11 protein-coding genes are annotated in these 15089 nt (G+C 53.5%); 8 read left to right on the top strand and 3 right to left on the bottom strand.

Annotated features, from left to right (window positions below; genetic code table 11):
• Positions 1-7 precede the first annotated feature (7 nt).
• The 5 genes from LJ739_RS12455 to envZ all read left to right on the top strand — a co-directional run bounded on the left by LJ739_RS12455 (position 8) and on the right by envZ (position 7247).
• Positions 8-655, top strand: a complete 648-nt coding sequence (locus LJ739_RS12455; RefSeq protein WP_229160963.1) for a TetR/AcrR family transcriptional regulator — start codon at positions 8-10, stop codon at positions 653-655.
• A gap of 3 nt (positions 656-658) precedes the next feature.
• Complete coding sequence (locus LJ739_RS12450; protein WP_229160962.1) at positions 659-1975, top strand: efflux RND transporter periplasmic adaptor subunit; 1317 nt, start codon at positions 659-661, stop codon at positions 1973-1975.
• Positions 1972-5085, top strand: coding sequence for an efflux RND transporter permease subunit (locus LJ739_RS12445; protein ID WP_229160961.1), 3114 nt, complete (start codon positions 1972-1974; stop codon positions 5083-5085). Before LJ739_RS12450 ends, LJ739_RS12445 begins: the two co-directional genes overlap by 4 nt.
• 135 nt (positions 5086-5220) lie before the next feature.
• Entirely contained in the window at positions 5221-5943 is a 723-nt protein-coding gene (gene ompR, locus LJ739_RS12440; protein ID WP_229160960.1) for an osmolarity response regulator transcription factor OmpR, read from the top strand.
• Between the two features lie 11 nt (positions 5944-5954).
• Positions 5955-7247, top strand: coding sequence for a two-component system sensor histidine kinase EnvZ (gene envZ, locus LJ739_RS12435; protein WP_229160958.1), 1293 nt, complete (start codon positions 5955-5957; stop codon positions 7245-7247).
• 1 nt (position 7248) lies between these two features.
• On the opposite strand, the gene LJ739_RS12430 is transcribed toward envZ, so the two are convergent.
• From LJ739_RS12430 to hslR, 3 genes are all read right to left on the bottom strand, one after another.
• Positions 7249-8790 carry a phosphoenolpyruvate carboxykinase gene (locus tag LJ739_RS12430; RefSeq protein ID WP_229160956.1) on the bottom strand — a complete coding sequence of 514 codons (1542 nt, stop codon included), beginning with the start codon at positions 8788-8790 and terminating at the stop codon, positions 7249-7251.
• Between the two features lie 293 nt (positions 8791-9083).
• On the bottom strand, positions 9084-9989 hold the full coding sequence (gene hslO, locus LJ739_RS12425; protein ID WP_229160954.1) for an Hsp33 family molecular chaperone HslO: 906 nt from the start codon (positions 9987-9989) through the stop codon (positions 9084-9086).
• Between the two features lie 8 nt (positions 9990-9997).
• Positions 9998-10408, bottom strand: a complete 411-nt coding sequence (gene hslR / locus LJ739_RS12420) for a ribosome-associated heat shock protein Hsp15 (RefSeq protein ID WP_229160952.1) — start codon at positions 10406-10408, stop codon at positions 9998-10000.
• Positions 10409-10517: 109 nt separating this feature from the next.
• On the opposite strand from hslR, the gene gspC reads away from it, so the two are divergent.
• The 3 genes from gspC to gspE are packed head-to-tail and all read left to right on the top strand — an operon-like array spanning position 10518 to position 15087.
• Entirely contained in the window at positions 10518-11477 is a 960-nt protein-coding gene (gene gspC / locus LJ739_RS12415) for a type II secretion system protein GspC (RefSeq protein WP_229160950.1), read from the top strand.
• A gap of 59 nt (positions 11478-11536) precedes the next feature.
• The gene (gene gspD / locus LJ739_RS12410; protein WP_229161206.1) at positions 11537-13531 is read left to right on the top strand and encodes a type II secretion system secretin GspD; all 1995 of its coding nucleotides are present in this window, start codon (positions 11537-11539) and stop codon (positions 13529-13531) included.
• 2 nt (positions 13532-13533) lie between these two features.
• The gene (gspE, locus tag LJ739_RS12405; protein WP_229160949.1) at positions 13534-15087 is read left to right on the top strand and encodes a type II secretion system ATPase GspE; all 1554 of its coding nucleotides are present in this window, start codon (positions 13534-13536) and stop codon (positions 15085-15087) included.
• Positions 15088-15089: the final 2 nt, after the last annotated feature.

Genomic DNA, 15089 nt, shown 5'->3' with positions numbered 1-15089 from the left:
TCACCGTATGATGAATAAACCAATCCCTTCCAAGCCTAATCGGGGCAGGCCAAGAGCATCAGGTCAGGATGCCCGTCAAGCCTTGCTTGTGGCGGCCAGACAGTGTTTTACCCAACATCCGTACCCTGCGGTAACCACCCGTATGCTGGCAGAGCACGCCAACGTCAATGCCTCATTGATTCGTTACTACTTCATCAACAAAAAGGGCCTGTACCAGCACATGCTGGCAGATGTGGCGAAGACCTTTCGCGATGGCATCCAACAGCATCTCGACACCACCGATGAAAACCCATTCAGCAGCTTACTGACCGCCTATCAGCGCCTGGTCACGGAAATGCCGGCCTTACCACAGCTGATTTTTCGCGAACTGGTGTTCAATCAGGGACAGGGACGCCAGGTCGTCATCGACAATGTGATCAAACCCAATGCGGGTTTTCTGCTGGGTCTGTTGCAGAAGTACCAACAGCAGCACGCAATAACCGCAGACGTTCCAGCGCCGCATATCTTGCTCAGCACGATGTCGTTGGCCGTGATGCCAATCCTGATGAAAGATGTGTTCGAACAGTTCAACCACCAACCGCTCGACAATAGACTGCTGACCGAGCTGTACCAACTCTATGCCCAGCTATTGAGCGACTACTTTATTCACGAGTAAGCAATGACCTTTGATAGATTACACAACAAGCGCTGGCTGGTGATACTGGCCCTACTGGGACTGGGTATTTTCGCCATCAGTCGCTGGCTGAGTCCGGGCCCGGGTCAATCACAACCCACAACGACAGCCCCCTTGGTTGAGGTCACTACCCTTTCAACGGCACCTGTTCAGCCCACCATCAGTGGTTTTGGTCGGGTACAACCCAAAGACCGTTGGCACGCGGTCAGCGATGTCAGCGGCAAAATCATATTCAGGCATCCGGCATTACGACAGGGCAATATGATCAAGGCCGGAACAGAGGTACTTACCATCGACCCAGCCGACTATGAACTGGCCCTCGCTCAAGCCACAGCAAACCTAAAACGTGCTGAACTGGAACGGGCCAGGGTCGATGTCAACCAACGGTCCTATCAACAAAGCCTGGCAATCGCGTCACACCGATTGGCCATTGAGCAGGACGAATTAGCCCGCAAACAGGATCTGCTTGAAAAAGGGTTGGTATCAGCGTCCGAAGTCGAAGCGCAAAAAGGCCGGGTTTTGCAACAGGACAGTGCGGTATGGGATATCCAGAGCAGGCTCGATCTGATCCCCACCGATATGGCTGTGGCCTCGGCCAATATCGACGTAGCACGAGCCCGTGTCGCAGAAGCCGAGCGGGCACTGCAAAAAACCCACATTATCATGCCCTTTGATGGTCGGATTGGTCAGGTCAATGTAGACCAGGATCAAGTGGTATCTCAGCAACAGTCACTGCTCACCAGTCATGCCATCACGACCATGGAAGTTACTGCGAACCTTGCGTTGTCTGACATGCGTAAACTGGCAAGCGGCCTGACTGCCACCCGCTCCCCGCTGGGTTTACCGGACATCTCCACCCTCGGCTTAAGCGCTACTGTCAATCTGATGGTCGACAATACGCGCTTTTCCTGGCCCGCCACGGTGCAACGTCTGGCCGACAGCATCGACCCCCAGTCAAATACCCTTGGCATCACCGTCACGGTGCACAACGATTTCACCCACTTCGAGCCCGGAGAAACGCCGCCACTGGTCAAGGACATGTTCGTTGAGGTATCGGTGTCCGCACCCAGCCGTGACGTGTTATCAGTGCCAAGCCGTGTCGTCCACGATGGCATGGTTTATCGCCTCGACGACGACAATCGCATTGTTGTCGTACCGGTTACCGTCGCCTACCATCAACAGCAAAACAGCGTCATCGCCGAGGGCCTGAAAAACGGCGATCGCATCGTTATCAGTGACCTGTTGAATGTGCGTCAGGGCATGTCCGTGCGTGTCGCTACACAGCAGGACGCTCAGCCATGATCCGCTTTTTCGCGTTGCACCCAACGGCTGCCAACCTGTTGATGATTGCTATCGTTTTTCTGGGTCTGAGCGAAATATCCGCTTTAAAGCGGGAAACCTTTCCGGAATTCTCCGCACAAAAGGTGGGCATCACAGTGCTGTACCCTGGCGCATTGCCACAAGACGCCGAAAGTGCATTGTGTTTACCGATTGAGGATGCACTGGATGACGTCGACCAGATTGACGAAGTCCAATGTGATGCGCGCCAGGACATGGCGATCGCGACGGTAACATTACAGGAAGGCGGTGACATTTCACGTTTAATGGCAGACACCAAAAACGCCATTGATGGGATCACCGAATTTCCCCACGACGCCGAGAAGCCGGTGGTAGAGGAACTCGGCCGCAACGATCCGGTGATCCACCTCGCCATCACGGCACAGCGCTCACCCAGCGCCCTGTATTCCTACGCTCGAACGGTGAAAGACGCCCTGGAAAGAGACACCAACGTTTCCCAGGTTCGCCTGGAGGGTTTTTCCGATCATCAATTGGTGGTCAACGTGTCCTTGCGCAAATTGCGCCAGTATGGCCTGAGCATGCGTCAGTTACAGGCCAGACTGGCAGATCAGAACGTATTGTTGCCCAGCGGCAAGCTGGAAAGCCATCAACAAACACTGTTGTTACGCTTCGATCAACAGGCCGTCACGCCGCAACACCTCGCACAGCTTCCTATCGGCAGCAGTGCCGACGGTGGTACTGTCACCCTGGGTGACATCGCTACCGTGACAGACACCTTTGAGCAGGAAGACATATTCACCACGATTGACGGCCAACGTGCCGCGCTGTTGATCATCGAAAAAAGCAAGCATCAGGATGCCCTGACACTGGTTGACGAAGTGCGCGATTTTGTCACCCGATTGTCAGCAACAGCGCCGGACGACGTGACCTTTACCCTGACCAATGACACCTCTACGATCATCGCCGAACGATTGTCCATGCTGGTAGAGAACGGCATACAAGGGTTTGTGCTGGTGTTTGCAGTGATGTGGCTGTTCTTTGCCTGGCGCTATGCCTTCTGGGTGTCCATGGGCCTGCCGGTCGCTTTTCTTGGTGCTTTTTTCTGCATGTCGATGCTGGGCGTCAGCATCAATATGATCTCCATGGTGGCCATGCTCATGGCCATCGGCATCCTGATGGATGACGCCATCGTGATTGCTGAAAACATTGCCGCCGAAATCGACCGGGGCGGCAGGCTGGAGGATGCTGTGGTCAGCGGGGTGCGGGCTGTTTTTCCAGGCGTGCTGTCATCGTACCTCACCACCTGCGCGGTATTTGCCGGACTGGCATTTATTGCCGGTGACATCGGACAAGTATTGAAAGACATTCCCATTGTGCTGTTACTGACGCTGTCGGTATCTCTGATAGAGGCGTTTTTCATACTGCCTCACCATCTGCTGCATGCGATGCAAAACGACAAGCAGACCCAGCGCCCACAGGCCGCTTTCAAGACCCGGTTTATTCAACGCTTCGATGCCTTTCGTCAGCACCGCTTACTGGCTATCACAGAGAGTGTCGTTCGCTATCGCTATGCCTTTGTGGGTGCCGTGATCGCGAGCCTGTTTGTCGCGCTGACGCTGGTCAGTGTCGGTTGGGTTAAGTTCAAAGCCTTCCCCGCAACGGAAGGGGATATCCTCGAGGCCCGGTTGATCATGCCACCAGGCACCTCACACGGACTGACCCAGCAAGCGGTTGATCGTATTGTTGAAGGGGCAAAAAGACTGAATGAATGGGCCGATAGCTCAGCACAGTCAAGCTCTCTGATCCAGCACCTGACCGTTGAGTACGGCAAAAACCCTGATGCCTTTGACAGCGGCGCACACCTTGCTCTGGTGCGACTGGATTTGCTCGGCGTCGGCGAGCGTCAACAGGCCTTGGCTGAGATCAAGCAGCAATGGCAACAACAAGTCGGTGAAATTCCCGGAGCGGTGGTACTGACGTTTACGGAACCCACGTTTGGCCCGGCCGGTCGGGCAATAGAGATCCGTCTGCAAGCCACAGATATGCGCATGCTGCAAAACGTTAGTGAACAATTACTTTCAAAGATAGTCACCTATGATGGGGTGCACAATGTGCTGGCTGATACCCGCTTAGGGCCGGAACAGCTGAGCCTGGCCCTGAAACCCGGCCTGCTGGCGTTGGGTGTTGACGGTAGCCAGATTGCACAACAGTTACGGGGTGCGTTCAATGGCTATAAAATCGATGATCTACAGCATAACGACGAACAACTGGAGTTGTACATTCAATTGCAAGCCTCGGACAGGATGAATCTGGAGCAATTGAACAACTACCCGATTACGCTGAACGACGGCACCCAAATTCCGCTGTCCGCGCTGGCCGATTTTAACTATCAGAGAGGGCCGTCCCGTATCAACCGCATCGATGGACAACGTACCATCACGGTGATTGGTGATGTCGACAGTGAACGGGGCAATACACAGGAAATTCTCGCACATTTGCTTTCCGGTACACTGGCTGAGCAACAGTCCACATACCCAGATTTGCGTATCGAATTTGAAGGTGAAAGCAAAGAAGGACAAACCACCGCACGTTCTATCGGTGGCACGTTTTTGCTGGGTCTGGTAGGAATTTTTATCATTCTCAGTTTCCAGTTTAAAAGCTATCTGGAGCCGGTCATTGTCATGCTCGCCATTCCGATGGCACTTATCGGCGTGATCATCGGGCATGCACTGTTGGGCTTTGATCTGACCATGCCAAGCATGATCGGCTTTGTGTCCCTTGCCGGCATTGTCGTGAATGATTCGATTCTGTTGGTGACATTTATTAAAAACCACATGCAGCGGGGTTTGGACGCGCATATCGCCGCAGTACATGCCTCACGGGATCGGTTCCGAGCGGTCTTCATCACCAGTGCCACCACCATCGCCGGCACATTCCCGTTGCTTCTCGAAACCAGTACCCAAGCACAGGTATTGCAACCGTTGGTGGTGAGTCTTATTTTCGGAATTGCAGCATCAACATTTCTGGTTCTGCTGGTGATCCCCTGCCTGTATGTGATCATGCAAGACCTGGGATTGGCCAGCGATCATCACCTCAGAGACAGTCCCGATTGAGGCAACAGTCGTCCCCTGACCCGACGCACGACAAACTTTGTAACAATCCTCAAAACCTGTCTTGCACGCAGATGCTTTTGCATTGTGCGACAATGACATATAGTGAAGTCGTCAGAGGTTTTCAGGAACACGGGTATGGGACAAGAAACCCCAAAAATACTGGTAGTAGATGATGATATGCGCCTGCGTAGCTTGCTGGAGCGCTATCTTGTAGAACAAGGCTTTCAGGTGCGTGCCGCCGCCAATGCCGAGCAAATGGATCGCTTGCTGGAGCGCGAAAACTTCCATTTGATGGTGTTGGACTTAATGCTGCCCGGTGAAGATGGTCTGTCCATCTGCCGCCGTTTGCGGCAAAAAGAAAGTGCCTTACCGATCATCATGCTGACCGCGAAAGGGGATGAAGTGGACCGCATCATTGGTCTCGAGATGGGTGCCGATGATTATCTGCCCAAGCCGTTCAACCCCCGCGAACTGCTGGCACGGGTAAAAGCAGTCCTGCGACGCAAAACCAGCGAAGCACCCGGTGCGCCATCCATGGAAGAGCAGGTGGTGGCGTTCGGCAAGTACCGGCTCAACCTGGCTACCCGCGAAATGAGTGCCGACGGTCAGCCCCTGACCCTTACCAGTGGCGAATTTGCAGTGCTGAAATCGCTGGTCACACACCCCAGAGAACCCTTATCCCGCGATAAACTGATGAACCTCGCTCGCGGCCGCGATTACAGTGCCCTTGAACGCAGTATCGATGTGCAGGTGTCACGCCTGCGACGTATGCTGGAAGATGATCCCGCAAACCCCCGTTATATTCAGACGGTATGGGGACTTGGATACGTGTTTGTGCCTGACGGCGAAAAAAGCTAACCGGCGTTATTGTGCGTTTACTCCCCAAAAGTGCCTTTGGGCAAACCGTCCTGCTGATCGGCGTGTTGTTGCTGATCAATCAGGTGGTGTCCTATGTGTCCGTCACTTACTACTTCATCAAGCCTAATTATCAACAAATCAATGGCTTGCTTGCGACGCAGATTAAGTTGGTGTTTCTGGAAGGTATCGATCGTGATGATCCGGTCATTCGGGAGAGCTTTTACAAGGCCTCTGACCTTCGGGTTTACTCTGAACAGGAGGCTCGCGACAGGGGGTTGGATCAGGCCCGTCACTATCAATTTTTCTCACGGGATCTGAGCCAGCACCTCGGCGGACCGACCGAAGTACGAATTTCCCCCAGCCGTCCTTACCGGATGTGGATTAAGCCGCCACAAAATCCTGATGTATGGGTTAGCGTTCCAATGGCCGGCATTGGTGAACCGGACATTTCGCCGCTGACCGTCTACCTGCTTGTCATTGGTGTGCTCAGTGTCGCCGGTGGCTGGTTGTTTGTGCACCGTCTGAACAAACCCTTGCGGGCGTTGCAGCAGGCAGCTCTGGCTGTGGGACGCGGCAGCTTCCCCAAGCCGCTGAAATTGCAAGGCACCAGCGAAATGATTGCAGTGACCAGCGCTTTTAATCAGATGTCCAAAGGGATCAAACAACTCGAGGATGATCGGGCGTTACTGACAGCCGGGATTTCCCATGACTTGCGCACACCGCTAACCCGCATACGGCTGGCGACAGAAATGCTGCCAGAGGATCAGGATTGGATCAAAGACGGTATTGTGCACGACATTGAGGACATGAATGACATCATCGACCAGTTCATCGACTATGTCCGTCAGGATCAGCAGGAGCGTCGCGAAGCAACCGACCTGAATGAGTTGATTGAACAGGTTGTGGCGGCACGTAACATCGAAGAAGAACACACTATCTGTCTTAACCTGTCACCGCTGCCCAAAGCCATGTTACGCCGGATTGCAGTAAAACGTGTGCTGGAAAACCTGCTTGAAAACGCGTTTCGTTACGGCAGCAGTAACATCGAAGTCAGTTCCTGTCACAATGCCAAGCAGCGTTGTGTGTCTTTTGAGGTCAGGGATTTTGGCAACGGCATCCCTGAGGATCAGGTCGATGCGTTGTTTGAACCCTTTAAGCAGGGTGACAAAGCACGAGGCTCTTTGGGTTCAGGGCTGGGTCTTGCGATCATCAAACGAATTGTAGATTTGCATTACGGCAGTATTACCCTGAGCAACCACCCCGAAGGTGGGCTGGTTGCCCGGGTTGATTTACCGTTGAAGTAACCTAGCCTTTAGGGCCTGCGTTACGGATGGCATCAGAGACATCATATTTGGCGAAGTTATCGGCGAACTGGGCGGCCAGTTTTCGCGCATAATCATCGTATTTCTGTTTGTCTTGCCAGGTATTGCGTGGATTCAGCAAGGCGCTGTCCACACCCGGAACTGCAACCGGTACATCCAGGTTCAACGCGGCAAGATGTTCTGTTTCCACATCGGCCAGGGTGTTGTTCACGATGGCATCAATCACCGCACGGGTAGTAGGGATTGAGAATCGCTCACCTTCACCAAACGGCCCGCCAGTCCAGCCGGTGTTAACCAGATACACTTTGGCACCGAATTCACGTACGCGCTTGATCAGCAGCTCAGCATAAACACCCGCAGGGCGCGGGAAGAATGGCGCACCAAAACAGGTACTGAAGGTAGACTCAATGGCCGCACTCGACCCCATTTCTGTGGAACCCACTTTGGCGGTGTAACCAGACAGGAAGTGGTATGCAGCGGCTTCTTCTGACAACACGGACACCGGTGGTAAAACACCACTGACATCACAGGTCAGAAAGACCACAGCGCGAGGTTCACCGGCCATATTGGCTTCAATACGCTTTTCAATGTGGCTGAGCGGATACGCCGCACGGCTGTTCTGTGTCAGACTGTCATCGCGATAATCCGGCGTACCATGTTCGTTCAGCACGACATTTTCCAGGATCGCGCCACGACGGATCGCATTCCAGATCACCGGTTCATTTTTCTCAGACAAGTCGATGCATTTGGCATAGCACCCGCCTTCAAAATTAAACACGCTGCCCGGTGCCCAACCGTGTTCGTCATCGCCGATCAGGAAGCGCTTCGGATCCGCTGACAACGTGGTTTTACCGGTACCGGAAAGGCCAAAGAACAAAGTAACATCACCCTGCTCGCCGACATTCGCAGAACAGTGCATCGGCAGAATGTCTTTCGCCGGCAACAAGAAGTTCAGCACCGAGAACATGGCTTTTTTCATTTCACCGGCATAGCGCATACCCGCCAGCAACACTTTGCGCGCCGCGAAATTGATGATCACCGTACCATCACTGTGGGTACCGTCGCGATCGGGCAAGCATTCAAATCCGGGCACATTCAGGATCTGCCAGGGTTGTTCGTTGCGAGGGTTCCATTGCTCAGGACGAATAAACAGGTTGTTGGCAAAAATGTGCTGCCAGGCTGTCTCGGTACGCACCACTAACGGCAATGCATGCTCAGGGTCGGCACCTACCTGAAGGTGAGAAGCAAAATACGGTTGCGACAACAACTGCTGTTCAACCCTGTCCCACAGCACATCGAAGGCCGTCGGGTCGAAGGGACGATTGGTGTTACCCCACTCGATGTCATGCTCAGTGCCTGGCTCTTTTACAATAAAGCGGTCTTTCGGAGAACGACCGGTGCGAGCGCCGGTTTTCACCACCAATGCCCCATTGTCGGCCAGTTCGCCTTCGCCGCGCTCGAGCGCATGGGCAATCAGTTCTTGTACAGATAAATCTACCAGTTGGTTGGCAGGGTTGGTGGTCATTCGCGGGTCTCCCATCATCACTTACACTATGCATTACACGGTTTCAGATGGGCGCGAAGTGTCCCATTTTTTAAGCATTTGAGCAACAAACATCCACAATATATTGAAACCCCACCTGACTACGCTTTCAATAAATATGTAATAAAATTACATTAACCCCCCAGCATGGGTCTAAATCCCTCAGAATGATTGAATAATTCGATCATTCTGGTCGGAATTCCACCCCATCCGAACGTAACTGAAAGGCAAAAAAAAAGCGCCTAAAGGCGCTTTTTTACCGCATCAAACTGTCATTAATGGGCAGTAGAGCCCTGATCAGGGCCCAACTCGCCACCGGCATGCAATGTTTCAACATCGATGGCATCGAATCGGTATTCTGCATGGCAGTACTGGCAGTTCATTTTAATGTCACCGTCGCTGGCGATGATATCGAGCAATTCCTGCTTATCAACACTGGCCAACGCCGCGGCACTGCGCTCGCGGCTGCAACTGCATGTAAACTGCACCGGTTGCGGACTAAACAGCTCGACCGTTTCCTGGTGGTACAAGCGGTACAGGACATCCTGGGCGGGCAGCTCCAGCATCTCTTTGCTGGTAAGGGTGTCCGTGAGTTGCATCAGATGGTCAAACTCCGGACGATCTGCCCGCTGGGTCGCCTCACTGGAGGTGGGTAACACCTGCAGCAGAATGCCACCGGCACGGGGTTTGTCGGTACTCAGGTCGGTGGCCAGCATGACCCGCGTGGCCAATTGCTCTGACTGCTCGAAATAGCTCTCCAGGCACGCCGCCAGCGACCCTTTGTCCAGCGCCACCATCCCCTGATAACGCTCCCCCTTGTCTGGCGTGATCGTGATCACCAGCACCCCTTTGTAAAACAGTTGGTCGAAACTGCTTGGCAGCGTCTCCAACTGCTCATCCCAGCGTGCCACGCCGCGCACCTTTTGATCATGCGTTCCATTTATGACGATGTACTTCACCGCACCTTCACTTTGCAGCTGTAATGCCACTTCACCCTCAAACTTTAACGTTGCGGTCAATAAACAGGTTGCCGCCAGCATCTCACCAATCAGCTCGGCAATCGGTGCAGGGTAATTGTTGTTGTCCAGGATCGCCTGGAAGCTGTCCTGTAACTGCACCAGCTCACCACGCACATTGGCGTCATTAAACAGGTAGCGATATAAGGTGTCTTGAGATTGCATGAGGTGCCTTATGTATCTTGATGTTTAAACTGAATGATCTTGCGACGCTGCTTTTTGTCCGGTCTGGCATCCGGGCGAGGACTGTGAAAGGCACTGAGCTTTCTCGCCTGTGCGTTACTCTCACGGGTCGCAATACTCTGCTCGGTTTCGACGTATAGCGTTTGCGCCAAGGTCGCATTGCGACGTTGATCACTGATTTGAACCACTTCCACTTCTTTAGTGTCGTATCCCGCAGGAACCCGCACGATAGCGCCGACATCCACCAGTTTACTCGGCTTACTGCGCTGACCGTTATAGTGTACTTTACCAGCTTGCACCGCCTCCCGTGCCAATGCCCGGGTTTTAAAGAAACGTGCGGCCCACAGCCACTTGTCGAGGCGCACGCCGCTGTGCGTGTTATCGGGGTGGTTTGCTTTCATAACCGGTAATTGTAATTTTTTAGTAATGATTTAGGAATAGTGTTGTGACCCTTTTGGCGAGCCGTTATCATTGGCGGGCTCTACAATCAGCATACGATAATAACGACAGATGACAGCAGCAAGCCAGAACCTCTCTGCAATATGGCTACACATTCAAAAATATCAACGGCCCATCAACGTTGTGGTGGTCGTGGTGCTGTCTGTCTATCTGCTGCATTTCGCCGCACAGCTGACCTGGCGTCTGCTACCTGAGCCTACCCCAGACGCGCAAAATACCCCTCCTGCTGCTTCGGTGTCCAACCGCACATCTGCTGCAGGACCTCGTATTGACTTGGCAGCCATTGACCGACTGCATCTGTTCGGCGACCCAAGCGCTGTTGAACAACCGACACAACCGGTTGTAACCGACGCACCACAAACCCGACTAAACCTGACGTTGCACGGTGTGGTTGCAACCACAACCCGTAACCAGAGCGCGGCAATCATCGAAAACCGAGGCACACAGGCAACCTATGGTCTGAATGAGAAAATTGATGGCACCAACGCCATTCTCAAGGAAGTGTTTGCCGACCGCGTGATCCTACAGAATGGCCCAAGTCGGGAAACCCTGATGCTCGATGGTCTGGAGTATGAAAAGCCGTCCACGCAGCGCGCATCCGCCAAGCCTGTTCGGCCCAGCTTCACCCCCAGTAACCCAGCCCGTCAGCAACAGCCCGAACAGGATGTCAATCGAACCCTGTCACGGGATGCTGCTGAAGCGACCCGGGAATTACAGGAAAACCCCGGTGATTTTACCGATTACATCGCCATTTCGCCGCAGCAACAAGACGGCGAGCTGGTTGGCTACCAAGTCAGCCCTGGTCGCAAGCCACAGCTATTTCAGGCTGCAGGACTTCAGTCAGGTGATATCATTACCGAAATTAACGGCCTTGATTTGACCGATCCGCAACAAGCATTGGAAGCCATGAACATGTTGCGTACGTCACTATCGCTACAGATCACTGTGAATCGTGCAGGTGACCTCCTCACGCTGTATCTGGATATGCCCGAACCGGGCGCAGAGTTATAAGGATTATTTTTATGAAACGAGCCGGCCGCTTCATCAGCCAACGTTTCGCTATCGCACTGATGGCCACTTGTTTTAGTGTGTCAATCGGGGTATCTGCCACCGAGTATTCGCCCAATTTCAAGAACACTGAAATTACCGAATTCATCAACATTGTTGGCAAAAACCTGAACCGAACCATTATTGTCGATCCCAATGTGAGAGGCAAAATCAGCGTACGCAGTTACGATCTGCTGAATGAGGAACAGTACTATCAGTTCTTTCTCAACGTGCTTCAGGTCTATGACTACGCGGTGGTTGAAATGCCCAATGGCATTCTCAAAATCGTCCGCTCCAAAGACGCCAAGACCTCCAATATTCCGGTGGTCGAAGGCACCCCCTTTGACGGCGATGAAATGATCACCCGGGTGGTTCCGGTCTACAACGTGCCAGTACGTGAATTGGCCCCCATCCTGCGTCAGTTGAATGACCAGGCCGCGGGTGGCAACGTGGTCAGCCACGATCCCTCAAATGTGATGATGCTGACCGGCCGCGCGGCAGTGGTAAACCGCTTGGTGGAAATCATTGAACGGGTGGATCAGGCCGGTGACGAAGAAATTGATATTGTTAAACTGAAGTATGCCTCCGCCGGTGAAATGGTTCGCATTATCGAGAGTATTAACAAGTCTCAGGGCAAGCAGCCAACCGGCAAGTCAGAACCTCGTGCAGTTGCCGATGATCGTACCAACAGTGTGATTGTCAGTGGCGATCAGAAAGCTCGCCAGCGTCTGGTTACCTTAATTTCGCGTATGGATCAGGAACTGGAAACCAACGGCAATACCCGGGTGATTTTCCTCAACTATGCCAAGGCTGAGGATCTGGTCAAGGTCCTGCAGGGTGTCAGTGCCAGTATTCAGGCGGAAGAAAAGGGTGCGGGTAATAACGCCCGTCGCAGTGCTTCCCGAGACGTTAATATCGATGCCCATGAAGATTCCAACGCACTGGTCATTACCGCAGAACCCGACATGATGCGCTCGCTGGAAGAAGTTATCCGCCAATTGGATGTGCGACGTGCTCAGGTTCAGGTTGAAGCCATCATCGTCGAAGTGTTCGAAGGTGACGGAACGCAACTGGGCGTGCAATGGGCTTCCGAAAGCGGCGGTGGACAACAGTTTACTAACGGTAACATCGGCATCGGCTCACTGGGCGTGGCCCTGCGCGAAGCCGAAGACCGCGAAGTTAATCGCACCACAGTGACCGCCAACGGTGAAGTGGTCACCAGCACCGAAACCATCGAAGGCAACCTGTCTTCACTGGCCGGCTTGCTGGGAAGTCTGAATGGCTTCATGGTTGGCGTGGTCGAAGATGGCTGGGGCGCAGTGGTTCAGGCGGTCAGCAACGACACCAATTCGAACATCCTGGCCACCCCACACCTGACCACCATGGACAACGAAGAAGCATTCTTTATTGTCGGTCAGGAAGTGCCCATCATTACCGGTTCAACTGCCAGCAATGCCAACTCCAATCCGTTCCAGACCGTGGACCGTAAAGAAGTGGGTACCAAGTTGAAAGTGACACCGCAAATTAACGAAGGGGATGCCGTTCAACTGTTGATTGAGCAAGAGGTTTCCAGTGTCAGCGGTGCAACGTCGGTGGATATCGCGATCAACAAACGTGAAATCAAAACCACGGTCATCGTCGATGATGGTGGCACCATCGTACTGGGTGGACTGATCGACGAAGATGTCCAGGAGAGTGTCTCCAAAGTACCGTTGCTCGGCGATATTCCGATCCTTGGACACCTGTTTAAGTCCACCACGACCAACAAACGTAAACGCAATCTGATGGTCTTTATTCGCCCCACCATTGTCCGTGACGGCGTCACCATGAACAAAATCAGCCAGCGTAAATACAATTTTATCCGCGCCCAGCAGCTCAAGCGAGCGGCCGACGGCATCCCGTTGATGCCCCTGTCCGAGTCCCCGGTATTGCCGGAGTGGGATGAGTCATTGAGTCTGCCGCCAACGTATGAAGAATACCTGATGGAAAAGGACCGCAAAGCCCAGGAAGAGAAGTAAGCATGGACACGGATAAGTCAGAACAGGCAATAGCGCCGGTCGAAGACAACCTGCCTCCTATAGAGGAAGGCCAGGACGATGAGCAATCGCGGCCACACCAGTTACCGTTTGGCTTTGCTAAGCGGCACAAGGTGTTGTTTGACGAGGGCAAATCACCCGCAGTGGTGTATCACACCGTGGAAACGCAACCCACCACGTTTTTGGAAGTCAGACGCTACCTGGGTCGTGACTTTGTGCTCGATGAAATCGACGCGGAACGGTTCGAACACCTGCTGACCAGTGCCTTTCAACGGGATTCATCAGCGGCGAAACAATTGATGGAAGACATTGGTAACGAATCCGATCTGTTTTCGTTGGCCGAAGAGTTACCGGATACTGAGGATCTGCTGGAGTCCGAAGACGACGCGCCTATCATCAAGCTGATCAACGCCATGTTGGGCGAAGCGATCAAGGAAGGGGCGTCCGACATCCATATCGAAACCTTTGAAAACCAATTGGTGGTGCGTTTTCGGGTCGACGGTGTTTTGCGGGAAATCCTGCGTCCCAATCGCAAAATGGCGTCAATGCTGGTGTCCCGTATTAAAGTCATGGCCAAACTGGACATTGCTGAAAAGCGCGTACCCCAGGACGGTCGCATCACCTTGCGGATCGCCGGACGGGCGGTGGATGTGCGGGTTTCGACCATGCCTTCATCCCACGGTGAGCGGGTAGTTTTGCGTTTGCTGGACAAAAACAATGCGCGCTTGAACCTGACCGATCTGGGGATGACCGAACAGAACCGTGAGCACTTCTCATCGTTGATCCGCAAGCCTCACGGTATCATCCTGGTCACGGGGCCCACCGGTTCCGGTAAGAGTACGACCTTGTACGCTGGTCTGAGCGAAATCAACAGTAAAGATCGTAATATTCTGACCGTCGAAGATCCCATCGAATTTGATTTGCAGGGCATCGGTCAAACCCAGGTCAATCCTCGGGTCGACATGACCTTCGCGCGCGGATTACGGGCCATATTGCGCCAGGATCCGGACGTGGTAATGGTCGGTGAAATTCGTGACCTTGAAACCGCACAGATCGCCGTACAGGCCAGTTTGACCGGTCACCTTGTGTTATCAACCCTGCACACCAACACCGCAGCAGGTGCCATCACCCGTTTGGAAGACATGGGCATTGAACCCTTTTTGCTGTCATCCAGTTTATTGGCGGTGTTGTCACAGCGACTTGTGCGAACCCTTTGCCCGGAGTGTAAAACCGCGCACGCACCCAGTGAACAGGAATGCGAAATATTGGGTGTTGCCTATCCAACCCAACAAACCCTCTTTGGTCCGCAGGGATGCGCCGCCTGTAATCAGACCGGCTACCGAGGCCGAACCGGCATCCATGAATTGCTGATTGTTGATGAGCAAATCCGTGACTTGGTCCACAACGGACACGGGGAACAGGCCATCGAGCGCTACATTCGTCAATCCACCCCCAGTATCCGTGGTGATGGATGCCGCAAAGTCTTGTTGGGAATGACATCCCTGGAAGAAGTTTTGCGTGTCACCCGTGAGGAGTAGCG

This window comes from Fluctibacter halophilus (assembly GCF_020687825.1).
GTDB lineage: Bacteria > Pseudomonadota > Gammaproteobacteria > Enterobacterales > Alteromonadaceae > Fluctibacter > Fluctibacter halophilus.
The sequence above is the reverse complement of the archived record's forward strand: the minus strand, read 5'-3'. Positions and strand labels throughout refer to the sequence as shown.